This is a genomic window from Telluria sp. RT2P19, assembly GCF_059685725.1.
Window position 1 is genome coordinate 166,244 of record NZ_JCASIL010000011.1, and the last position, 22,773, is coordinate 189,016.

The window sequence follows — 22,773 nt, forward strand, 5'->3', positions numbered from 1 at the left end:
CGTCCCGTGCCCTTACTCGTAGCCGTAAGCGCGCAGGCCCGCTTCGTTGTCGGCCCAGCCGGATTTGACCTTGACCCAGATTTCCAGGTAAATCGGGCCACCGAACAGCTTTTCCATGTCCAGGCGCGATTGCGTGGAGATCTCTTTCAGGCGCGCGCCCTTGTTACCGATGATCATCGATTTGTGGGTGTCGCGCTCGACCAGGATCGCGGCGAAGATGCGGCGCAGATTGCCTTCCTGCTCGAACTGCTCGATCAGGACGGTGCTGGTGTACGGCAGTTCGTCGCCCAGCAGGCGGAACACTTTCTCGCGCACGATCTCGGCGGCCAGGAATTTCTCGCTGCGGTCGGTAATGTCGTCCGGTCCGAAGACTGGCGGATTCTCGGGCAGGTGGCGCTTGATCTCGGCTTCGAGCGCATCGACCTGGAAGCGCAGCTTGGCCGAGACCGGCACGATGGCGGTGAAGTTGAACAGCGCGGCCAGCTTCTGCGCGAACGGCATCAAGACCGCCTTGTCCTTCACGCGGTCCGATTTATTGATGACCAACACCACCGGGACATTCTTCGGCAGCATGTCCAGCACTTGCTGGTCGGCCGGGCCGAAGGTGCCGGCTTCGACCAGGAACAGGATCACGTCCGACGACGTGAGGGTGTTCGACACGGTCTTGTTGAGCGTCTTGTTCAGCGCGTTCGCATGGCGGGTCTGGAAGCCCGGGGTGTCGACGTAGATATATTGCGCGTCGTCATGGGTCTGGATGCCGGTGATGCGGTGGCGCGTGGTCTGGGCCTTGCGCGAAGTGATCGACACCTTGGCGCCGATCAGGACGTTCATCAGGGTCGACTTGCCGACGTTCGGGCGGCCGACGATGGCGATATAGCCACAACGGAAGTTGCCGCAATGGGAATTGTCGGGAGTGGCGTTCATGCTTTTTCTGTTCCTGGTTGTTCTGCTTGGGCGGCGCCGGATGCGGCGTCGCCCTGGTTGGTGCCGATGCCGGCCAGCTTCAATTGCGCCGCGCGCTGGCGCGGCTTGCGCGCGCCGGGCGTCTTCGTCAGCGCCTTCTGCGCCGCGTCCAGCGCCAGGCTGGCGGCGGCCTGCTCCGCCGCGCGGCGGCTGCCGCCGCGGCCAAAGACCTGCACGCCGAGCTTCGGCACCAGGCATTCGACTTCGAATTCCTGGCTGTGGGCGGCGCCATGGGTGGCCACCACATTATAGGTCGGCAGCGGGATGCGCTTGGCCTGCAGGAATTCCTGCAGCAGGGTCTTGGCGTCCTTGCCCAGGGTACTCGGGTCGACCGTGTCCAGCAGCGGGATATAAAAGGCGCGGATCACGCCGCGCGCACTGTCGAAGCCGCCATCGAGGAAGATCGCGCCGAGCAAGGCTTCGAGCGTGTCGGCCAGGATCGAGGGGCGGCGGAAACCGCCCGATTTCAGTTCGCCTTCGCCGAGTCGCAGGAATTGCGACAGGTCGAGCTTCTGGGCGATCTCGAACAGCGCCTGCTGCTTGACGAGGTTGGCGCGCAGGCGCGACAGGTCGCCCTCGTCGAGCGCGCTGAAACGTTCATACAGCACCGAGGCCACGACGCAGTTCAGGACCGAATCGCCCAGAAATTCCAGGCGCTCGTTATGCAGGCTGCTATGGCTACGGTGGGTCAGGGCTTGCTGAAGCAGGCCGTTTTCCCGGAACGTATACCCCAAGCGCGTTTGCAATAACTGAAGATTCATTGTTGATGTCATGTGCGTGGCGGGGCCACGGTGTGTCTCATAAAGCGTTACTGGGCGCCGTCGGCCTGGGCCACCACGCCACTGGGGTCGGTCGTGCCGGCGAAATCGATCAGCAGGCTGACATTGCCCATCAGCGGAAGGCGTTTTTCGTAGGCGAAGCTGATTTGCGTCTCTTCGCCCTCGCGGGTAAAGACCAGGTCATCGCCGCGCACCGCTTCCACGTCGTTGATGCTGGTGTGGCGGTTGAAGGCCTGCTGCATCTCGCGGATGGTGCCGCCACCGTCCTTGACGACGGCGATCGCCGTCTTGATCGCGTTGTACTCGATATAGGCCGGAACCATGCGCATCGCGAAAATCCCGACCACGCCGATCACGGCCAGCGCCCCGATCAGGCCGGACAGGGAGATGCCGGCCTCGTTTTTCTGGTACAGCTCCTGACGAACCATGCGCACCCCTCGTTATTGGATACCGCCGACACGTTTTGGATTGCTGAAGTTCATCCAGACCACAAAGGCCTTGCCGACGATATTGCGATCAGGCACGAACCCCCAGTAACGGCTATCCGCGCTATTGTCGCGATTATCGCCCATCATGAAATACTGCCCCTCAGGCACCACGCAGGTGAACTTGTCGTAGGTGTATTCGCAGTTTTCACGCAGCGGGAAGTTTTCCACGCTGCCCAGGTCGATATTGCGCCTGTCGGCCGTGTTCAGGATGCGGTGCTGGGTAAAGCCACCCGGGCTCGGCAGTTTCTCGGCGTACTGCTTGTGGTAGACCGGATGCTGGTCGTCCAGGTAGTCGTCCAGGGCCGTATACTCGACGGGCTTGCCGTTGACCGTCAGGCGCTTGTCTTCGTACGTGATTTTATCACCCGGCACGCCAATGACGCGCTTGATGTAATCCTGGTTCATATCTTTGGGGTACTTGAACACCATGACATCGCCGCGCTGCGGATCATTGATCTGGATGATCTTCTTGTTAATGATCGGCAGGCGGATGCCATAGGTGTACTTGTTCACCAGGATGAAGTCGCCCACCAGCAGGGTCGGCACCATCGACGACGACGGAATCTTGAACGGTTCCCACAAGAAAGAGCGCAGGATGAACACCAGCGCGATCACCGGGAAGAAGCTGCCCGAATACTCGATCCAGGTCGGCTGGCGCAGGTGCGCCGCCTCGATCGCCGCGCGGTTGCCGTTGTGGTCGACCTTGATCCCATCCGCCACCAGCTTGGCGTTGCGCGTATCGTACTCGCGCAAGGCGGCATCGGCAGCGCGGCGGCGCTGCTTGGCCAGGTAGAACGTATCCAGGCACCAGATGATGCCCGTAAATACCATTGCGACGAACAGGATCAGGGCAAAATTGCCCAGGATGGGTTGCAGGTTCATTATTTATCTTCCACCTGGAGAATGGCAAGGAAGGCTTCCTGCGGGATTTCCACCGAGCCGACCTGCTTCATGCGCTTCTTGCCGGCCTTCTGCTTCTCCAGCAGCTTTTTCTTGCGCGAGATGTCGCCGCCATAGCACTTGGCCAGCACGTTCTTGCGCAGCGCCTTCACGTTTTCACGCGAAATGATGGTCGCGCCGATGGCGGCCTGGATCGCCACGTCGAACATCTGGCGCGGGATCAGTTCGCGCATCTTGGCCGCCACCTGGCGCCCGCGGTAGGGCGCGTTGGCGCGGTGGACGATGATTGCCAGCGCATCGACCTTCTCGCTATTGATCAGCATGTCGACCTTGACCACGTCGGCCGCGCGGTTCTCCTTGAACTCGTAGTCCATCGACGCATAGCCGCGCGAGGTCGACTTGAGGCGGTCGAAGAAGTCCAGCACGATCTCGGCCATCGGGATTTCGTAGTGCAGCTTCACCTGGCGGCCATGGTAGGCCATGTCCATCTGGATGCCGCGCTTGCCGTTACACAGGGTCATCACCGCACCCACGTATTCCTGCGGCATGTACAGGTTGACGTCGACGATCGGCTCGCGCACTTCGTTGATCTTGGACGGCTCGGGCATCTTCGATGGATTATCGACCCGGACAATGCTGCCGTCGCGCATCTCGACTTCGTACACCACGGTCGGCGCCGTCGTGATCAGGTCCATGTCGAATTCGCGCTCCAGGCGCTCCTGCACGATTTCCATGTGCAGCAGGCCCAGGAAGCCGCAGCGGAAGCCGAAGCCCAGCGCCTGCGACACCTCGGGTTCGTACATCAGGGCGGCATCGTTCAGCTTCAGTTTTTCGAGCGAGTCGCGCAGCGCGTCGTACTGGTTGGCCTCGACCGGGAACAGGCCGGCGAACACCTGCGGCTGCACTTCCTTGAAGCCCGGCAGCGGCGCTGGCGCCGGGCGGCTGGCCAGGGTCACGGTATCGCCCACGCGGGCGGCGGTCAGTTCCTTGATGCCGGCGATGATGAAGCCCACCTGGCCGGCGGTCAGCTGCGGCAGCGACACCGAGCGCGGAGTAAACACGCCGATGTTCTCGACCAGGTTCACGGAATCGGTGGCCATCAGGCGGATCTTGTCCTTCGGACGCAGGGTGCCGTTGACCACGCGCACCAGCATCACGACGCCGACGTACGGGTCATACCAGGAGTCGACGATCAGGGCCTGCAGCGGTGCGTCCGGATCGCCCTTCGGCGGCGGCACCTTGGCGATCAGGGTTTCCAGCACGTCTTCCACGCCCAGGCCGGTCTTGGCCGAGCACACGGTGGCGTCGGACGCGTCGATGCCGATCACGTCCTCGATTTCCTTCTTGGCGTTGTCCGGATCGGCGTGCGGCAAGTCGATCTTGTTCAGGATCGGCACCACTTCGACGCCCAGGTCGAGCGCGGTGTAGCAGTTGGCAACCGTCTGCGCTTCCACGCCCTGCGAGGCGTCGACCACCAGCAGCGCGCCCTCGCAGGCCGACAGCGAACGGCTGACTTCGTACGAGAAGTCGACGTGGCCCGGGGTGTCGATCAGGTTCAGGTTGTAGACCTGGCCGTCGCGCGCCTTGTACGACAGCGCCGCGGTCTGGGCCTTGATGGTGATGCCACGCTCGCGTTCCAGGTCCATCGAATCGAGCACCTGGGCGTCCATTTCGCGGTCCGACAGGCCGCCGCACAGCTGGATGATGCGGTCGGCCAGGGTCGATTTGCCATGGTCGATGTGGGCGATGATGGAGAAGTTACGTATGTTGTTCATTAACAAGCTCAAAACCAGAAAGACCGCGGAAGGCGGCGATTACGACGAAATATGGCGCACTGCGATGCAGGACGAAGGGGCCGCGCAATACGAAAAAGCGCTGCGTCGGGGGCCGTGCCGGTCCCCAGGCGAGCGCCTTGGAATTCTTTGGAAGGGTAGACATCACCGCTCCGACCCGGCATTTTACCGGATTTCGAGGCAGAAAGGCCGGTTTCCAGAGGGGACTCAGGACGTGTGCCTGGCCAGGTAGGCCCGCACCGCCGCCTCGTCCAGGAAGTAATGGCACAGCTCGGGCTGGGCCGGGTCGCCATACAGGACCGGCACCAGCTCGTCGAAGCGCGCCACGAGCGCCGGGTCGGCGTCGACGTCCAGCACGGCCACTTCGAACGGCTGCCCCGGCGGCTCGAGCGCGCGCAGCGCCGCCAGCATGTCCTCGCACAGGTGGCACCAGCTGCGCGAATACAGGGTGAACGTCGGCACGGGCCGCGGCGCCCCGCCCTGCCCCGTCACTGGCGCGGCTTGAGCGTGATGTATTGCGAGGTATCCTCGCGCTGCACCAGCAGGGCCACCGCCTTGGTCTTGTCGTGCTTGGCCAGCAAGGCCTTGAACTGTTCGACGCTGGTGAGCGGCGTATTGTTCCACTGCAGGATCACGTCGCCCGGCTGGATGCCGGCGGTTGCCGCCGGGCCCTGCGCCTGCTCGACCAGCAGGCCGTGGTCGACGCCCAGCTCCTTGCGGTCGGCCGGCGCGATATTCGACATGTGCAGGCCCAGCGCGTCAGGCGCTGCGCCCGGCGCCGGCTTCTTCGGCTGCTGGCGGCCCGGGGCCGGGCGCTCTTCTTGCAGCTCGACGATGGTCACCGGCACCTCGACCTGGGCCCCGCGCCGCCACACGGTCACGCTGGCGCGGCTGCCGACCTTGGAGGCGCCTACCAGGCGCGGCAGGTCGGTGGTGGACTGGATCGGCTGCTTGTTGAAGGCGAGGATGATGTCGCCGACCTTGATGCCGGCCTTCTCGGCTGGGCCGCCAGGTTCCACCATCGAGACCTCGGCGCCGCGCGCCTTGCCCAGGCCCAGCGATTCGGCGACGTCGCGCGTGACTTCGCTGATCTGCACGCCCAGGCGGCCACGGGTGACCTTGCCGGTGGATTTGAGCTGGTCGGACACGCGAATGACTTCGTCGATCGGCACCGCGAACGAGATGCCGTTATAGGCGCCCGACAGCGTCGCGATCTGCGAGTTGATGCCGATGACTTCGCCGCGCAGATTGATCAGCGGTCCGCCCGAGTTGCCGGGATTGACCGCCACGTCGCTCTGGATCAGCGGCAAGTATTCCCCGGTATCGCGCGACTTGGCCGAGATGATGCCGGCGGTGACGGTGTTTTCGAGGCCAAACGGCGAGCCGATGGCCAGCACCCACTCGCCCACCCGGATCTTGCTCGAGTCGCCAGTGCGCAGGTAAGGCAGGTTGGTCGCATCGAGCTTGAGCACGGCGACATCGGAGCGGCGGTCGGCGCCCAGCACCTTGGCCTTGAATTCGCGGCGATCGCTCAGGGTGACCGTGACTTCGTCGGCGCCTTCGACCACATGGGCATTGGTCAGCACGAAGCCGTCGGCCGAGATGATGAAGCCGGAACCGACGCCGCGCTGCACTTCGCGTTCTTCTTCCTGTTGCGGCGCACGGCGGCCACCACCGCGCGGGATCTGGCCGCCGAAGAAGCGACGCAGGAATTCCTGCATTTCTTCCTCGCCCGGCGCGCCGCCGCGGCTGCGCACGCGTTCGGTGGTGCGGATATTGACGACGGCGGGCCCCACCTTGTCGATGACATCGGTGAAGTCGGGCAAGCCGCTGACGTTCGGGGTCGCGACGGGGGCGGCGGCGTGGACGGACGGGATGAAGGCCGTGGCACCGGACACGAGCAGTGCCGACAGGAGCAGGCTGGCAGTTTTACTGGTCATGGATTCGCTATTTTATGGCTAAGATTGACTGAATGGTAAGCCAAATTACGCGCTTTGTCGCGTCGTGCCAGCGGCGCGCCGTCGGTAAAGGCGGCGTCGCGACCCGGGAAGAGGAAATTTTAAGCGTGGGATAAGGATGGCGCCGACCGAGGTCAGGAAGAAGTGCTCTTGGCGAGCACGGCCGCCAGGCCGGTGGGTTCGACGGCCGTGGCTGTGCGGCGCAGGGGCGGCGCCTCGCCGGCCAGGCGCTCGATCAGGCGCGTGCGAAAGGCGGGCGACAGCGCAGGCGATGACGTGTCGCGCAGGGTGTCGCCGATCAGGTGGTACAGATCCCAGGTTTGCCGGCCATCGCTGCCCTGCAGCGCGGCCAGGGCCAGCTCCAGCTCAGGCTCGGGCAGGGCGCCGTCTTTCAGCGCCGAGATCTGCTCGCGTAGTTTCTTGTTGGTGTCCATCGGTATATCCGTCGACGTCGGTGTGTTCAATATGTGCTCGTACGATCCCGCTACCTACCGACGTTTGTCAACCGGGAAATCGAGTAAAGGACGTAATTTCTCGGCAATGACTTCGCGTGCACGAAAAATCCGGCTGCGCACCGTACCTATCGGACAGGCCATCACCTCGGAGATCTCTTCATAGCTGAGTCCCTCGATCTCGCGCAGGACGATCGCCGTGCGCAATTCGAGCGGCAGTGCCTCCATGGCCGCGTTGACTGTGTGGGCGATTTGTTTGCTGGCGAGCATAGATTCTGGTGTATTAATGTCACGCAAGCTGTCCGCATCATCAAAACCTTCGGCGCGTTCGGCATCCGTCTCGGTCGAGGTTGGAGCGCGCCTTCCCTGGGTCACCAAAAAGTTCTTGGCGGTGTTAATTCCTATTCGATAAAGCCATGTATAAAAAGCGGAATCTCCGCGAAAATGCCGCAGGGCCCGGTATGCCTTGATGAAGGTCTCTTGCACCACGTCTTCGGCTTCGGCCGGATCATGGACCAGACGCGACACCAGGCGCAGCAGGCGGCGCTGGTACTTGGAGACGAGTAAATCGAAAGCCCTCTGATCGCCGGCCTGGACGCGCTCCACCAACAACTGATCACACTCGCGTTCTGTCGTCACGGACCATGCCCCATTGGCGGCCCTCTCTTAAGAGTTGGCCCCCTGCAATAAGTTCAAACCGTTTTGTATCGGAATTGTTGCTGAGCTGCTCGTCAAGGCACGCACGGCCACCGCCAGCGCACGGTACTGCCCCGGGGTCACGGCATCGGGCAACAGCACCAGCGGCCACGTCGCACCGTCGTCGGCACGCAGGCGCAGCAAGATGCAGCAAGGCCAGACCGTGGCGCCGGACAGCAGCGTCATGGGTGAGCCCGGCGCCGAAATCGCAGCTGCCGCCCCACCCTTCCCCAACTTCTGTTGTACCGTCAGGCGTAGTTGCCCAACTCCAGAAATATCAATCCGGCGCACCGTTGCAATCGCCAGCAAAAGCGCAGGGGAATGGGCGGGGTGAGCGGCGCGAAACGGCCGCCGGAGACGGCCCGGCCAGGCGCGCAAGGCAGGGAAAAACAGTTGCAGCAGCGACAGCGCGGCGAGCAGCGGCGCGCAGGCGACAGCGCCGCCGAACGCAAAGCGCTCAGGCAGCAGCAGGCCCACGGCCAGGGCGGCCGCGCATAGGGATGCGCAGAAGGCGGCAAGCAGCCAGTGCAGGCGACGCGACGGCGCGATGGTGGCGGACACCGCAAGCGACATGTAGCAAGCCCATCAATGGGTAAAACAACCGGTACGGCTACGGGTACGACAACGGGTACGACTAAGGGGAACGTCGAGGGGAACGACGGGTACAACAGGAGGGAACCTGCCCGATGGGCAGGTTTTCAGGAAGCGCCCATCCCGTTGGACCGGGATGGGGCAATCAGGTTCAGACCTTGGCGAAGATCAGCGTACCGTTGGTGCCGCCGAAGCCGAAGGAGTTCTTCACCGCGTAGTCGATCTGCATCTCGCGCGCCGTGTTGGCGCAGAAGTCCAGGTCGCACTCCGGATCCTGGTTGAAGATGTTGATCGTCGGTGGCGACACCTGGTGATGGATCGCCAGCACGGTGAACACCGATTCCAGGCCGCCGGCGCCGCCCAGCAGGTGGCCGGTCATCGACTTGGTCGAGTTCACGACCAGGCTCTTGGCATGGTCGCCGAACACGCGCTTGATGCCGCGCACTTCGGCGACGTCGCCCAGCGGGGTCGAGGTGCCGTGCGCATTCACGTACTGCACCTGGTCGACATTGATGCCGGCATTGTTGAACGCATTGACCATGCAACGCGCCGCGCCACTGCCATCCTCGACCGGCGAGGTGATGTGGTTGGCGTCCGCGCTCATGCCGAAGCCGATGACTTCGGCATAGATCTTGGCGCCGCGCGCGACAGCGTGGTCGTATTCTTCGAGCACCATGACACCGGCGCCCTCGCCCAGCACGAAGCCGTCGCGGTCGCGGTCCCATGGACGCGAGGCGGTGGCCGGATCGTCATTGCGGGTCGACAGCGCACGCGCCGAGGCGAAACCGCCCAGGCCCAGCGGCGACACGGTCGATTCGGCGCCGCCCGCGATCATCACGTCGGCGTCGCCGTACTCGATCAGGCGCGCTGCCGCGCCGATGCTGTGCAGGCCGGTGGTGCAGGCGGTGACGATGGCCAGGTTCGGGCCACGCAGGCCGAACTTGATCGAGAGATCGCCCGAGATCATGTTGATGATCGAGGCCGGCACGAAGAACGGCGAGATACGGCGCGCGCCGCGGTTCGCGTATTCTTCTTTGGTCGCTTCGATCATCGGCAGGCCGCCGATGCCCGAACCGATCACCACGCCGATGCGGTCCGCGTTCTCTTCGGTGACTTCGAGGCCCGAATCCTGCAGGGCCTGGATGCCGGCTGCCATGCCGAAATGGATAAAGCTATCCATGTGGCGGCCTTCCTTGCCCGGCAGGTAGTCTTCGACGTTGAAGTTCTTGACCTCACCAGCGAAGTGGGTCGTGAATGGCGCTGCATCAAACTTGGTGATGTTGGCAATGCCCGACTTGCCGGCCAATGCCGCGTCCCACGTCTCGGCAACGGTGTTGCCGATGGGTGAGATGCAGCCCAGGCCGGTGACGACGACACGGCGGTTGCGTGAACGACTCAAGCGATTCTCCCAAAAACTGTAAAGCTTGCTACTTAGGCCTTGACGTGCGCGGTCGCGTAGTCGATGGCTTGCTTGACGGTGGTGATTTTCTCAGCCTGCTCGTCAGGGATTTCCATTTCAAACTCGTCTTCCAGTGCCATCACCAGCTCAACGGTGTCCAGCGAGTCGGCACCGAGGTCGTCAACGAACGAGGAATCGATTTTGATGTCTGCTTCGGCAACGCCCAGTTGCTCAGCGACGATTTTTTTAACGCGTTGTTCGATATCCGACATGTTTTGGCTCCATTAAGGTATGTGTTGCGGAAAGTGCGCGCATTTTATCAGGTTTGCGACCCGAAAAACTATTTTCGGCGACTGCGGCTAATTCGCCGAAAAGTGCTGCTAAAAGTCGAGATTGCGCCTGTAACGCATTATGGCAAGAGGCGGAAAACAGGCGCGTTCAATTTAGTTCATGTACATGCCGCCGTTCACGTGCAGTTCGGTGCCCGTGATGTAGGCCGCCTGCGCACCGGCCAGGAAGGCCACCGCGTGGGCGATGTCTTCCGGCTGGCCGAGGCGGCCCAGCGGAATCTGGGTCAACAGGGCCTCGTGCTGGCCTTCGCCCAGTGCGCGGGTCATGTCGGTATCGATGAAGCCCGGCGCCACGCAGTTGACGGTGATGTTGCGGCTGCCGATTTCGCGCGCCAGGGCGCGGGTCATGCCGGCCACGCCGGCCTTGGCGGCGGCGTAGTTCATCTGCCCCGGGTTGCCGGCCGCGCCGACCACCGAGGTAATGCTGATGATGCGGCCAGCCTTGGCCTTCATCATGCCGCGCAATACCAGTCGCGACAGGCGGCCGACGGCGGTCAGATTGGTGGCGATCACGTTGTCGAACTCGTCGTCCTTCATGCGCATGGCCAGGTTGTCCTGGGTGATGCCGGCATTGTTGACCAGGATCGACAGGCTGCCGAAGCCTTTCTGCACTTCGTCCACGACTTCGGCGCAGCGGCCGGCGTCGAGCACGTTCAGGACGACGCCCTTGCCGCCGAATTCGGCCAGGTAGTCGGAAATCGCCTGGGCGCCCGATTCGCTGGTGGCGGTGCCGACGACCTTGGCGCCCTGGCGCGCCAGTTCCAGCGCGATGGCCTTGCCGATGCCGCGCGATGCGCCGGTGACGAGGGCGACTTGGTTCTGTAGATTCATGGAGTTCCTTTATTGTGTGTTCGTCGGCGTCACGCCGGCTTGAACGATGCCAGGACGCGCTCGAGGGCGGCCTGGTCGACCAGCGCTTCGCCGACGAGGTTCGCGTCGATGCGCTTGGCCATGCCGATCAGCGTCTTGCTCGGTGCACATTCAATAACCTGGGTCACGCCCTCGGCAGCCATCTTCTGCATGGTCTCGACCCAACGTACCGGGCCGGCCGCCTGGCGCACCAGCGCATCCTTGATCTGCTCCGGATCGTTCAGCACGGCGACGTCGACGTTGTTGATGACATCGATGTGCGGAGCAGAAAACTTCAGCTCCGCCATATACGTACGCAGGCGGTCCGATGCCGGTTTCAGCAGCGACGAGTGGAACGGCGCCGACACCGCCAGCTTCATGGCGCGCTTGGCGCCCTTGGCCTTGGCGATCTCGCAGGCACGTTCGACGGCGGCGGTATGGCCGGCGATCACGATCTGGGTCGGTTCGTTGAAGTTCACGGCTTCGACGATCTCGCCCTGCGCTGCTTCGGCGCAGACAGCACGCACGTCGTCGGCCTGCAGGCCGAGGATGACGGCCATGCCGCCCTGCCCGACCGGCACCGCGTCCTGCATCGATTGCGCGCGAAAGCGCACCAGCGGCACGGCATCGGCGAACGGGATCACGCCGGCCGCGACCAGGGCCGAATATTCGCCCAGGCTATGGCCCGCGACGATATTCGGCACCGGGCCTCCGGCGGCGATCCAGGCGCGGTAGACCGCGACCGCGGCGGCCAGCATGACCGGCTGGGTGTTGGTGGTGAGATCGAGGTCTTCTTTCGGACCGTCGGCGATCAGGCGCTTGAGGTCGAAGCCCAGGGCATCCGACGCTTCTTGCACGGTCTGGTCGACCACCGGGTTGCCGGCATAGCCGTTCAGCATGCCCACTGCCTGGGCACCTTGTCCGGTGAACAGGAATGCGAATTTGCTCATCGTTGTTATCCGTAGTGTTGTTGTTATTGGAGGCGAGTCCGGGCTTACATGCGCGCCAGCACCGCGCCCCACGTAAAGCCGCCGCCCACGCCTTCCATCAGCACGTTCTGGCCCGGCTTGATGCGGCCATCGCGCACCGCCTGGTCGAGTGCCAGCGGAATCGAGGCGGCCGACGTATTGCCGTGTTCATTGACGGTGACCACCATCTTCTCGAGCGGCAGGCCGAGCTTCTTGGCGGTGCCGTTCATGATGCGGATATTCGCCTGGTGCGGCACCAGCCAGTCGATCTGGTCGGGCGTCACGCCCGCGTGGTCGAGCACCTCGTAGGCGACTTTTTCGAGCACGGAGACGGCCAGCTTGAACACGGCCGGACCATCCATGTGCAGGAAGCCGCTGCCGGCGACCGCGCCATTGGCCAGGTTGCCGGGGATCGACAGGATGTCGGCGTGGCTGCCGTCGGCATGCAATCTGGAACCGAGGATGCCCGGCTCGCTCGAGGCTTCGAGCAGCACGGCGCCGGCGCCGTCGCCGAACAGCACGCAGGTGGTGCGGTCGCTGAAGTCCACGATGCGCGAGAAGACTTCGGAGCCGATCACCAGCACGCGCTTGTGGTTGCCGGCGCGGATGAAGGCGTCGGCGGTCGACATCGCATACACGAAGCCGCTGCACACGGCAGCCACGTCGAAGGCCGCGCTGCCATTGGCCATGCCCAGCTTCTGTTGCACGATACACGCCGTGCTGGGGAAGCTGCCGTGGAAGTCGGGCGTGGAGCTGGCGACGATCACCAGGTCGACGTCGGCCGCGGCCTTGCCGGCCATCTCGAGCGCGCGCCGCGCGGCGTGCACGGCCAGGTCGGACGACAGTTCGTCGGCCGCGGCGTAGTGGCGCGCCTCGATGCCGCTGCGGGTGACGATCCACTCGTGCGAGGTCTCGACGCCCTTCTCCGCGAGTTGCGCCGCCAGCTGTTCGTTGCTGACGCGGTTGGCTGGCAGGTAGCTGCCGGTGCCGGTGATTTTGCTATACAAGGTCATTGCTTCACCATCCTGCTGGGTTATTGCACCTGGCGCTGGCCGTCGAGCACGGGCGCCGGCGGCGCCGCGACTGCCGGCGCCGTTACCGGGGAGCTCGGCATCAGTTCGGCGATCAGGGCCGACAGGTGCTCTTGCACGTTATTGTGCGCCGCGTCGTAGGCGCGCTTGATCGCCCACTCGAAGGCATAGGCGTTGGCGCCGCCATGGCTCTTGAATACCAGGCCCTTCAGCCCGAGCAGGCCGGCGCCGTTGTAGCGTTCGGGATTGAGCTTCTTGAGCGCCTTGCGCGCGAACACCGCGCCGAGCATCGACATGATGCTTTCCTTGAAGGTGGTCTTCATGAAGCGCGACAGGCCTTCGATCGCCTTGAGCATCACATTGCCGACGAAACCATCGCATACGACGACGTCGACCGTGCCCTTGAAGATGTCATTGCCTTCGACGTTGCCGAAGAAATTCAGCTTGCCGCGCTCGGCATCGGCGCGCAGCAGCACGCCGGTCGCCTTTACCGCCTCATTGCCCTTGATTTCCTCGGTGCCGACATTGAGCAGGCCGATGCTCGGACGCGCAATGCCCTCGATCGCCGAGCACAGCACCGAACCCATGATGGCGAACTGGTGCAGGTGATCGGGCTCGCAGTCGACGTTGGCCCCGAGGTCGAGGATATACGTCGGACCACCCTTCTGGTTCGGCATGATCGAGCAGATCGCCGGGCGGTCGACGCCGGCCATGGTCTTGAGCACGTAGCGCGAGACGGCCATCAGGGCGCCGGTATTGCCGGCCGAGACGCAGGCATGGGCGCTGCCGTCCTTCACGAGCTCGATCGCCACGCGCATCGACGAGTCTTTCTTGCGACGCAGGGCCACTTCGACCGGATCGTCCATCGCGACGACTTCGGAGGCATGCCTGACGGTCAGGCGCGGGTTGTTGTCCGCGTGGTGCTTCTTGAGTTCTGCGCGCAGCACATCTTCGACGCCCACGAGCACGAGCTCGGCGTCAGCTTGCTTTTTGAGGAAGGAGATGGCTGCCGGAATGGTAACTGAGGGGCCGTGATCGCCGCCCATGCAGTCAATGGATATTTTAATTGTCATTTGTTGGAGATGCCGCGGCTCACACAGGACGGGCGGCCAGAGGGGATCGGGGCGTGGCGCAAGCGCGCACGGGATCCAGGCTGTTCAACATGACGGTGCCGGGAGCATTGAGACGGGCTCCGGGGATGCAGCCGGTTACTGAGCAGGTGCCAAAGAAAAAGCGGCGCCACGCAGATAACATACGTTGCGCCGCTTTCATGATGCTAAAAGCCAGAACGTCGATTACTCGTCGTTCTTGGTCTTCAGGACCTTGCGACCACGGTAGAAACCGTTAGGCGAGATGTGGTGACGCAGGTGGGTTTCACCGGTGGTCGGCTCGACTGCCAGGTTAGGGGCGGTCAGGAAATCGTGCGAACGGTGCATGCCGCGCTTCGATGGGGATTTCTTATTCTGTTGAACAGCCATGATAACTCCTAGTACAAAGTTCTAAAATTTTAACACATTCGATATGCAAAAAGGATGCAAGTCGAGTATCTCGGCGGCAAGCCTTGAAGGGCTGCCGACATGTTGAACGCTGCTACAACTACCGCGAATGCCATACTCGATTGCACGCGTTTGACACGTTTGTTTGCAGAATTTGGACGACATTGTTTCTACGCTGCCGCCACCGTACTGCGAATCCTGTGCTGCTGATTGTTCTTGCTATTACTTTTCTTCCTGACCCGCCTTCAAGTTCTTGAGAGCGGCGAAAGGCGACACTTTATCGGTTTTCAGGCGATCGAGCAAGCCCGAATCCGGACAAATGTCATGCCGTGGCGACTGCGGCAAGGCCAGCAGGGCTTCATCTTCGAGCAGGTCGCGGATGTCGCAGGTGCGGCTGCCGACGATCACGTCGATGCTTTCGTCGTCGAGGATCTCCTCGATCGCGTCGGCGTCTTCGTCGTTCTCGCCCAGCACCAGCATGGTCGACGAATCGATCTCGTAATCCAAAGGCTGCAGGCAACGCTGGCACACCAGCTTGACGTGACCGGCGACCGCGAGGGTCAGCGACGGATAGCCCTGACGGGTCCTGCCACCCTGGATCGACCAGCTGATGTCGCCACTCTTTTCGCTGCTTTCGGCGGCGAGACGCGGCATCGCGGCCAGGGGCGTAGCGCCTTCACGATGGCCGTCGTTCTTGCAAAACTCGAAGGCGTCGATGACAAAAGCGCTCATTTGGAATTTACCCCGGAAAACCTGCGATAATAGCAGGCTTTTCGCGCCAGCGTCAAAAAACCGTCGCATTCTTCTCACAGCATCCATGAACCCGACTCCCGCCCTTATCCTTGCCTCAAGTTCTGCCTATCGACGCGAACTGCTGCAGCGACTCGGGCTGCCCTTCGAGACGATGGCGCCCGACATCGACGAGACGCCGCTGGAAGGCGAGACGCCGCAAGCGACCGCCCTGCGCCTGGCGCGCGCGAAGGCGCAAGCCGTGGCGCGGCTGCGTCCCGGCGCGCTGGTGATCGGCTCCGACCAGGTGGCCACGCTCGATGGGCTGCAGATCGGCAAGCCGGGCGACCATGCGCGCGCCCTGGCCCAGCTGCAGCTGATGCGCGGCCGTGAAGTCGTGTTCCATACCGCCCTGTGCCTGTGGGATGGCCGCGTCGCCGACCCAAGCCTGGCCGCGCAGGTCGATAACGTGCAGGTGCGGGTGGCCTTTCGCGACTTGCCCGACCACGAGCTCGACGCCTACCTGCGCATCGAACAGCCGTATGACTGCGCCGGCAGCGCCAAGAACGAAGGGCTGGGCATCGCCCTGCTCGAGCGCATCCAGTCGAACGACCCGACCGCCCTCACCGGCCTGCCGCTGATCGCCTTGAGCGGCATGCTGCGCCGCGCCGGCGTGCGATTTTTTGGCACCTGATTCACGATGGACTCCACCATGCCCGGCACCCTGTACCTGATCCCGAACACCCTCGGCCCGACCAACGCCGCGTCCGGCGCCCTGAACGCCCTGCTCCCGACCCAGGTGCAGGCGCTGACCGCCACGCTCGATTATTTTGTGGCGGAGAACGCCAAGACCGCCCGCGCCTTCCTGAAACTGATCGCGATCGATCATCCGCTGGCGAAACCGCTGCAGGAAATCGAGATCGCGGAACTGAACGTGAACACGCCGCCGGCGGCACTGGCGCAATTGCTGGCCCCGCTGTTGGCGGGCCGCGACGCCGGCCTGGTGTCGGAAGCCGGCGTGCCGGCGGTGGCCGATCCCGGCGCCGACCTGGTGCGCCTGGCGCACCAGCACGGCATCGCGGTGCGTCCGCTGGTCGGACCGTCGTCGCTGCTGCTGGCCGTGATGGCGAGCGGCCTGAACGGCCAAAGCTTTGCCTTCAACGGCTACCTGCCGACTGATGCGACCCAGCGCAGCAAGCGCATCCAGGACCTGGAAAAGCGTTCGCGCGCAGAGCGCCAGACCCAGTTGCTGATCGAGACGCCCTACCGTAACGGCGCCATGCTGGAAGCGTTGGCGGCCAACTGCCAGCCTGGGACCCTGGTCTGCGTGGCGACCGACCTGTCGCTGCCGACCGAATCGGTGCGCACCCTGACCGCGGCCAAATGGAAGGCGGCGCTGGCCGCCGACAAGGGACCCGACTTCCACAAGAAGCCGACCGTGTTCCTGCTCCTGGGGCAGTAGGCCGCGAGGTCAGAACATCGGCGCCGACTCGAGCGGCCTCTGACATGAGGCCAACGGGAACCGGGGCGGACGCCGCACCGGGGACCTGGCCTCGAAGTCGGGCGCCCTGCTGGCCTGCGCACCCCTGATCCGAGACATCCGCAGCGCCGCCTCGCAGTCGCCCTGCCCCTCGCCGTGCCGAAACATCGCGACCGCCAGTTCGGCATTGCCGCGTTGCTCCAACGCGTGACCGTAGTGATAAAAGGCGGCCGCATCGCGCGCCCGCATGGCCTCCTGGTACAGTTCGAGCGCCTCGTCGGGCTGGCGCGCCTCGGCGCGCCCAGCCTCGATCAGCGCCCCCAGCGCCGTTTCGGCCCGCCCGGCGCTGCGGCCGAGCGCCTTGCGATAAAGAGCGGCCGCCTGGGCATCGTCCCGCTCGCTGCCCAGGCCGAGTTCGTAGGTCCGGCCCAGATAGTCATGCGCCTTGGGGTAGTCGAGCGCGGACGCACGGGCGAGCCAGGCCGCTGCCGCGGCGCGCTCCGGACCGGATCCGGCGCGATGCAGCATCAGCAGGCCCAACCGCACCTGGGCCGGCGCCAGCCCGCCATCGGCCGACCGGGTCAGCCAATGCAGCGCCTTATCCATGTTCCGCTCGCCGGCGGTGCCATATTGGTAGGCCCAGGCCAGGTTGGCCTGAGCCCATCCATGGCCCTGCTCGGCGGCCCGCGCATACCAGCGGACCGCCTAGCGGCGGTCGCCCGGCACGCCGCTGCCACGGTAATACAGCACCCCCAGATTGTTCTGGGCCTGGGCATGGCCATTCTCGGCCGCGCGCCGGTACCAGACCGCGGCCTGCGCCATGTCCTTCTCGAAGAAGCGCCCTTGCTCGTACCAGGTGCCGAGCGTGTTCTGCGCGACCGGGTCGCCATCCTCCGCCAGCCGCCGGGTGCTGGCGACGCGCGCGGGATCGAGCGCCGCCGGCGCCTCGCCGGGCTGCCAGATGAACTGCGTCCCGAACCATCGGCCAGGGGGCTTGCCCAGCGTGGCCAGCGCATGGAAGGCGCACTCGCGGATGCCGGCCAGCGCCGATGCATCGAGATCGGCCCTGCCGCTGGAAACAAGGATGCGGGCGTCGGCGGCCCGGCCTTCGGTGTCTATCCGGATATCGAGCGTGGATTTGCCGCCGGCCCTCTGGACAAGCGCGGCGCGCGGATAGGCAGGACGGGGGCAAGCGTGGAGATCGAGCTTCATCGCCTGGCGTACGCGTTCCTGCTCGGCAGCATCATGGACGGAAGCGACAGCCGCGGCGGCGGCAAGGACAAGGATGACAAGACCCATCCCGTGACTGTAGCGCCAGGAGCGGCGCTACACGCTCACGCATCGGGAAACGGCTGCTGGGCGTCGTTGGTCAGCTCGCGCACCCAGTCGAAGGCCGCCAGTTCGATCTCGCGCACCTCGGACACGGTCAGGCCGATCTTCTTGAGCGCGCTGGCCAGCTTGCGGCCGCCTTCGGCCGCCTCGAGCAGCTCGGCGATGCGCAGCATGGTGCCGAAGTCGCCTTCGCGCTCGAGCAGCGCTTCGCGTACATCGTGGGCGATGTCGACATGGGCCAGGATGTCGGCCATCGGCACCGAGAACAGGGCTTCGGCCAGCGACATGATCCCGACCGTGAAGGCGCGGTCGGCGCCGGCGGTATCGCCCGGCCGCACGCGCAGCGTCATCAGTTCGAGCAGCTTGCCGCGCGTGGTGGCCAGCTGCAGCAGCGGCGAGGTGAGCTCGACCCGGGCGCCGGCCGCGGTGTACAGCAGGATCTGCAACCAGCGTCCCAGCTGGCGCCGCCCGAGCTGGACCAGCGCCTGCGACAGCGATTCGATACGCGGGCCCGGCACGGCGCGGCTGTTTACCAGGCGCAGCAGGTTGAGGCTGATCAGGGCGTCGCGCTTGACGGCGGTCTCGATGGCCTGGCTGTCGGCATTCGAGTTGACCAGTTCCAGCAGGCGCAGGATCGTGATCTCCGAGGGCGTGATCTTGCGTCCGCTCAAGATCACGGGGCGCGCAAAATAATAGCCCTGGAAGTATTCGAAGCCGAGCTCCATGCACAGCTTGAACTCGTCGTTGGTCTCGACTTTCTCGGCCAGCAGGCGCTTGCCGGTGCCGCGCAGCGAGTCGACCAGCCTGGCCAGCTCGTTCGGCGCGACACCCTTGATGTCGACCTTGATGATGTCGACCAGCTTGACCAGCTTGTCGAGTTCGCTCGAATGCTCGACCACGTCGTCGACCGCGAACTTGAAGCCGAGCTCCTTGAGCTCGGCCACCCGCGCCAGCAACTCCGGCGTCGGCTTCACGGTCTCGAGGATTTCGAGAATCACCTTATGGGGCGGCAAGAAACGCACGAAGTCGCTCATCAGCACGACTTCGTCGACGTTCACGAAGGCAAGCTGGTCGCCCACCACCTGCTCCATGCCCAGCTGGGATGCGTGCGAGATGACGGCGGCGGTGGCCGCGGCGCCGTCGGTCAGCTTGGCGTCATCATCCTCGCCGGCGGCACGAAACAGCAGCTCGAACGCCACCAGACGCTGGTCACGCCCGAGGATGGGCTGACGCGCAAGAAAGAAATCATCGGACGGTACGGAGACCGCTGCCGTTGCATCGGCATGCATCGAAAAATACTCCTGGAAACAGTCACGGCAGCGCGCCGCGCCGGCGGACCGCACGCGCGATCCGCCCACGCCGACTATACTACAAAAATGCTAATCTTAGCATTTCGACATCGAATCGAACATCCGTCAAAGGTCAGCTGCCACGCCCACCCTGACGGTTGCGACCGTTACGCGGCGCGCTCGGCGCGGACGGCCGCGCGGGACTGTTGCGCGTGGTGCGTCCTGCGCCGTCGCGGGGTGCGCCATCGCGCGGCGTTGCACTGCGCGGGCTGCGTGGATTGGCGTCACGCGCCGCGCCATCGCGCGGCGTTGCACTGTACGGGCTGCGTGGACTGGCGTCGCGCGGCGCGGTGCTGCGCGCGGTACGTGGGTTGGCCTCGCGCGCTGCGCCATCGCGTGGCGCGGCGCTGCGCGGGCCGGCGGCGCGAGCAGGCTTGCCGGCCGGGGCTGGGGCCGGGGCCGGCGCTTCGTCGGCACGCGGCATGCTCTGGCCCGGCAGGCGCAGGCTGCCCTTGCCCGACAACGGGCTGGCGCGGCGCGCATTGCCTACCGGCGCACGCGGCGTGTCGCCCACCAGGCGGCCGGCGGCGGCGCCGGTCACTTGCGTGCCCTTCTCGATCGTGAAGCGGGCGCCGGCGTCCTTGCCCAGCACGCGCACCAGATAGGGCATGACTTCGCGCAGGATCGGCTCGAGCGTGTATGGCGGGTTCAGGATGAACATGCCGCTGCTGTGCAGGCCCGTGCCGTCCGGGGTTGGGGTAGTGGTCGTCAGGGTGACATTGAGCCACTCCTTGGCCGGCAGGCGCTTGAGGCGGTCGGCGAACTGGCGCGACTCCATGCGCTGCAGCACCGGATACCAGATCGCGAAGATGCCGCTCGGGAACTTCGCCAGGGCTTCTTCAAGCGCATCGCGCACGCGCTTGTAGTCGTCCTTGATTTCGTACGGCGGGTCGATCAGCACCAGCGCGCGGCGCGACGGCGGCGGCAGCAGCGCCTTGAGGCTGCCGAAGCCGTCGCCATGCTCGATGATCACGCGGCGTCCGCGCGAGCGCTCGCCCTGCTCGGCCTTGTGCGCCTCGAGCTTGCGGAAATTGTCGGCCAGGATCTTGCAGTCGGCGGGATGCAGTTCGAACAGGCGCAGGCGGTCCTGCTCGCGCGCCATCTGTTCGGCCACATAGGGCGAACCGGGGTAGTAGCGCATCTTGCCGCTCGGGTTCATGCCCTTGACCAGGTCGAGGTAGTCCTTCAGTGGCCCTGGAACATCGCTGAGCTGCCATAGCGGGCCGATGCCCGTGTCGAATTCGGCAGTCTTGGTCGACTGGAAACTGTCGAGCGAATACACGCCGGCGCCCGAGTGGGTGTCGATATAGGTATAGGCGGCGTCCTTCTGGTTCATATACAGGTGCAGCTGCACTTGTACAAAATGTTTGAGGACATCGGCGTGGTTACCCGCGTGGAAGGCGTGGCGGTAGCTCAACATAAGCTGGAATTCCTAAAAGAGTCGTTGCCGCCACAGGCCGGCGGCAGAATATGGCGCCATTATCCACTACAACCGGCCAAGGCTGGGAATGTGACATGCCATAAACAAAGCCGCAGCCCTTGTGGGGCTGCGGCTTGCAGGGAAGCGGCGCGGAAGGTCTGGCGGATTCAGGCGACTTTTTTCTCTTCGAAGAACTGTTCGTCCTCGGTCGATCCGTGCAGGGCGGTGGTCGAGCTCTGGCCCTGCTGGATGGCCTGGGTCACGGCGTCGAAGTAGCCGGTGCCCACTTCGCGCTGGTGCTTGACGGCGGTGAAGCCCTTCTCTGCCGCGGCGAATTCGGCTTCTTGCAGTTCGACGAAGGCCGACATGCCGCTGCGGGCATAGCCGTGGGCCAGATTGAACATGCCGTAATTGAGCGCGTGGAAGCCGGCCAGCGTGATGAACTGGAATTTATAGCCCATCGCGCCCAGCTCTTGCTGGAATTTGGCGATGGTGGCGTCGTCCAGGTTCTTTTTCCAGTTGAACGAGGGCGAGCAGTTATAGGCCAGCATCTTGCCCGGGAATTCGGCGTGGATGGCTTCGGCGAAACGGCGTGCGAATTCGAGGTCGGGCTTGCCGGTCTCGCACCACACGAGGTCGGCATACGGCGCATATGCCAGGCCGCGCGAGATCGCCTGTTCGACGCCCGGCTTGACGCGGAAGAAGCCTTCGACCGTGCGCTCGCCGGTGCAGAACTCCTTGTCGTTGGCGTCGACGTCCGAGGTCAGCAGGTCGGCCGCCTCGGCGTCGGTGCGGGCAATGACCAGGGTCGACGTGCCCATCACGTCGGCGGCCAGCCGCGCGGCGTTGAGCTTCTCGATGGCCTCGCGGGTCGGCACCAGCACCTTGCCGCCCATGTGGCCGCATTTCTTGACCGATGCCAGCTGGTCTTCGAAGTGGACGCCGGCCGCGCCCGCCTCGATCATCGACTTCATCAGCTCGTAGGCGTTGAGCACGCCGCCGAAACCGGCTTCGGCGTCGGCCACGATCGGCGCGAAATAATCGATGTCGTCCTTGCCCTCGGACCATTGAATCTGGTCGGCGCGCTGGAAGGTATTGTTGATGCGGCGCACGACCAGCGGCACCGAGTTGGCCGGATACAGCGACTGGTCGGGATACATCTCGCCGGCGGCATTGGCGTCGCCCGCCACCTGCCAGCCCGACAGGTAGATCGCCTTCAGCCCGGCCTTGACCTGTTGCATGGCCTGGTTGCCGGTCAGGGCGCCGAGGGCGTTCACGTACGGCTCGTCGTGCACCAGCTTCCACAGCTTGTCGGCGCCGCGCCTGGCCAGCGTGTGCTCGATGGCGACCGAGCCTCGCAGGCGCACGACGTCGGCCGCGGTGTAGTTGCGGACCACGCCTTTCCAGCGTGGGTTGGTATCCCAGTCTTGCTGCAGGTCGGTGATTTGCTGTTCACGGCTGGTCATGATGTTTCTCCTGGAAGTGGATGAAGCAATGGGTAGAAATGCGAATCCGTTGAAACAATGATAGACCAGTTTGTGCGCAGCACAATCACTCTTATATAAGACAGATCACTTAAATTTTCTCTCTATTATTCAACAACTTGCCACGTATATTCCGGCATGCGAAATGGAATTTCTTACGATGAGAACCGCGTCGCCCAATACTTTGCTGCATATCCCACATCACGCGATGATCATTTCGCATCGTGAAAAACGGGCCTGTCCTCCTGTCAGGTAGCCCTGGTCAG

The 22,773-nt window shown here is 64.2% G+C and carries 25 protein-coding genes and 1 pseudogene; 2 read left to right on the forward strand and 24 right to left on the reverse strand.

All coding sequences use genetic code 11. The features are described 5' to 3' along the window. Positions 1–12: 12 nt before the first annotated feature. From era to AC56KW_RS15430, 19 genes are all read right to left on the reverse strand, one after another. Positions 13–924 carry a GTPase Era gene (gene era / locus AC56KW_RS15340; RefSeq protein WP_497171540.1) on the reverse strand — a complete coding sequence of 304 codons (912 nt, stop codon included), beginning with the start codon at positions 922–924 and terminating at the stop codon, positions 13–15. Next, on the reverse strand, positions 921–1,697 hold the full coding sequence (gene rnc, locus AC56KW_RS15345) for a ribonuclease III (RefSeq protein ID WP_497171541.1): 777 nt from the start codon (positions 1,695–1,697) through the stop codon (positions 921–923). The genes era and rnc overlap by 4 nt, the downstream gene beginning before the upstream one ends. 74 nt (positions 1,698–1,771) lie before the next feature. Further along, positions 1,772–2,170, reverse strand: a complete 399-nt coding sequence (locus AC56KW_RS15350; RefSeq protein WP_497171542.1) for a DUF4845 domain-containing protein — start codon at positions 2,168–2,170, stop codon at positions 1,772–1,774. 12 nt (positions 2,171–2,182) lie between these two features. Beyond that, entirely contained in the window at positions 2,183–3,112 is a 930-nt protein-coding gene (gene lepB, locus AC56KW_RS15355) for a signal peptidase I (RefSeq protein ID WP_497171543.1), read from the reverse strand. Next, complete coding sequence (gene lepA, locus AC56KW_RS15360; RefSeq protein WP_497171544.1) at positions 3,112–4,905, reverse strand: translation elongation factor 4; 1,794 nt, start codon at positions 4,903–4,905, stop codon at positions 3,112–3,114. Before lepA ends, lepB begins: the two co-directional genes overlap by 1 nt. Further along, positions 4,889–5,068 carry a hypothetical protein gene (locus tag AC56KW_RS15365; RefSeq protein ID WP_497171545.1) on the reverse strand — a complete coding sequence of 60 codons (180 nt, stop codon included), beginning with the start codon at positions 5,066–5,068 and terminating at the stop codon, positions 4,889–4,891. The genes lepA and AC56KW_RS15365 overlap by 17 nt, the downstream gene beginning before the upstream one ends. Positions 5,069–5,130: 62 nt before the next feature. Beyond that, positions 5,131–5,385, reverse strand: coding sequence for a glutaredoxin family protein (locus AC56KW_RS15370; protein ID WP_497171546.1), 255 nt, complete (start codon positions 5,383–5,385; stop codon positions 5,131–5,133). Between the two features lie 26 nt (positions 5,386–5,411). Further along, positions 5,412–6,863 (reverse strand): DegQ family serine endoprotease, encoded by a 1,452-nt coding sequence (locus AC56KW_RS15375; RefSeq protein WP_497171547.1) that lies wholly within the window; start codon positions 6,861–6,863, stop codon positions 5,412–5,414. Positions 6,864–7,015: 152 nt separating this feature from the next. Further along, the gene (locus tag AC56KW_RS15380) at positions 7,016–7,315 is read right to left on the reverse strand and encodes a sigma-E factor negative regulatory protein (RefSeq protein WP_497171548.1); all 300 of its coding nucleotides are present in this window, start codon (positions 7,313–7,315) and stop codon (positions 7,016–7,018) included. Between the two features lie 54 nt (positions 7,316–7,369). Further along, positions 7,370–7,972: an RNA polymerase sigma factor RpoE gene (gene rpoE / locus AC56KW_RS15385; RefSeq protein ID WP_497171549.1), complete on the reverse strand. Its 603-nt coding sequence runs from the start codon at positions 7,970–7,972 to the stop codon at positions 7,370–7,372. Between the two features lie 27 nt (positions 7,973–7,999). Beyond that, entirely contained in the window at positions 8,000–8,602 is a 603-nt protein-coding gene (locus AC56KW_RS15390; RefSeq protein ID WP_497171550.1) for a YgfX family protein, read from the reverse strand. A gap of 169 nt (positions 8,603–8,771) precedes the next feature. Then, on the reverse strand, positions 8,772–10,019 hold the full coding sequence (gene fabF, locus AC56KW_RS15395) for a beta-ketoacyl-ACP synthase II (RefSeq protein ID WP_497171551.1): 1,248 nt from the start codon (positions 10,017–10,019) through the stop codon (positions 8,772–8,774). A 32-nt stretch (positions 10,020–10,051) separates the two neighbouring features. Continuing rightward, complete coding sequence (gene acpP / locus AC56KW_RS15400) at positions 10,052–10,291, reverse strand: acyl carrier protein (RefSeq protein ID WP_005666812.1); 240 nt, start codon at positions 10,289–10,291, stop codon at positions 10,052–10,054. Positions 10,292–10,462: 171 nt separating this feature from the next. Beyond that, the gene (gene fabG / locus AC56KW_RS15405; protein ID WP_497171552.1) at positions 10,463–11,200 is read right to left on the reverse strand and encodes a 3-oxoacyl-ACP reductase FabG; all 738 of its coding nucleotides are present in this window, start codon (positions 11,198–11,200) and stop codon (positions 10,463–10,465) included. Positions 11,201–11,229: 29 nt separating this feature from the next. Next, positions 11,230–12,168: an ACP S-malonyltransferase gene (gene fabD, locus AC56KW_RS15410; RefSeq protein WP_497171553.1), complete on the reverse strand. Its 939-nt coding sequence runs from the start codon at positions 12,166–12,168 to the stop codon at positions 11,230–11,232. Between the two features lie 44 nt (positions 12,169–12,212). Continuing rightward, positions 12,213–13,199: a beta-ketoacyl-ACP synthase III gene (locus AC56KW_RS15415; RefSeq protein ID WP_497171554.1), complete on the reverse strand. Its 987-nt coding sequence runs from the start codon at positions 13,197–13,199 to the stop codon at positions 12,213–12,215. 20 nt (positions 13,200–13,219) lie between these two features. Next, entirely contained in the window at positions 13,220–14,290 is a 1,071-nt protein-coding gene (plsX, locus tag AC56KW_RS15420) for a phosphate acyltransferase PlsX (protein WP_497171555.1), read from the reverse strand. Between the two features lie 222 nt (positions 14,291–14,512). Further along, positions 14,513–14,695 carry a 50S ribosomal protein L32 gene (gene rpmF / locus AC56KW_RS15425; RefSeq protein ID WP_005666806.1) on the reverse strand — a complete coding sequence of 61 codons (183 nt, stop codon included), beginning with the start codon at positions 14,693–14,695 and terminating at the stop codon, positions 14,513–14,515. Between the two features lie 240 nt (positions 14,696–14,935). Continuing rightward, on the reverse strand, positions 14,936–15,532 hold the full coding sequence (locus AC56KW_RS15430) for a YceD family protein (protein WP_497171556.1): 597 nt from the start codon (positions 15,530–15,532) through the stop codon (positions 14,936–14,938). On the opposite strand from AC56KW_RS15430, the gene AC56KW_RS15435 reads away from it, so the two are divergent. Together AC56KW_RS15435 and AC56KW_RS15440 are read left to right on the forward strand one after the other, a co-directional pair. Next, the gene (locus AC56KW_RS15435) at positions 15,531–16,136 is read left to right on the forward strand and encodes a Maf-like protein (protein WP_497171557.1); all 606 of its coding nucleotides are present in this window, start codon (positions 15,531–15,533) and stop codon (positions 16,134–16,136) included. The two genes, AC56KW_RS15430 and AC56KW_RS15435, sit on opposite strands and share 2 nt — an antisense overlap. A gap of 18 nt (positions 16,137–16,154) precedes the next feature. After that, entirely contained in the window at positions 16,155–16,904 is a 750-nt protein-coding gene (locus AC56KW_RS15440) for an SAM-dependent methyltransferase (RefSeq protein WP_497171558.1), read from the forward strand. A 9-nt stretch (positions 16,905–16,913) separates the two neighbouring features. Here AC56KW_RS15440 and AC56KW_RS15445 read toward each other — a convergent pair whose 3' ends face one another. The 5 genes and pseudogenes from AC56KW_RS15445 to aceA all read right to left on the reverse strand — a co-directional run bounded on the left by AC56KW_RS15445 (position 16,914) and on the right by aceA (position 22,489). Then, positions 16,914–17,450, reverse strand: a complete 537-nt coding sequence (locus AC56KW_RS15445) for an SEL1-like repeat protein (RefSeq protein WP_497171573.1) — start codon at positions 17,448–17,450, stop codon at positions 16,914–16,916. Positions 17,451–17,495: 45 nt separating this feature from the next. Next, positions 17,496–18,221, reverse strand: a pseudogene (locus AC56KW_RS15450) (TonB family protein); the annotation flags it as partial. A 35-nt stretch (positions 18,222–18,256) separates the two neighbouring features. After that, positions 18,257–19,543 (reverse strand): EAL and HDOD domain-containing protein, encoded by a 1,287-nt coding sequence (locus AC56KW_RS15455; RefSeq protein WP_497171559.1) that lies wholly within the window; start codon positions 19,541–19,543, stop codon positions 18,257–18,259. A gap of 133 nt (positions 19,544–19,676) precedes the next feature. After that, complete coding sequence (locus tag AC56KW_RS15460; RefSeq protein ID WP_497171560.1) at positions 19,677–21,023, reverse strand: 23S rRNA (adenine(2030)-N(6))-methyltransferase RlmJ; 1,347 nt, start codon at positions 21,021–21,023, stop codon at positions 19,677–19,679. Between the two features lie 167 nt (positions 21,024–21,190). After that, complete coding sequence (gene aceA, locus AC56KW_RS15465; RefSeq protein ID WP_497171561.1) at positions 21,191–22,489, reverse strand: isocitrate lyase; 1,299 nt, start codon at positions 22,487–22,489, stop codon at positions 21,191–21,193. Positions 22,490–22,773: the final 284 nt, after the last annotated feature.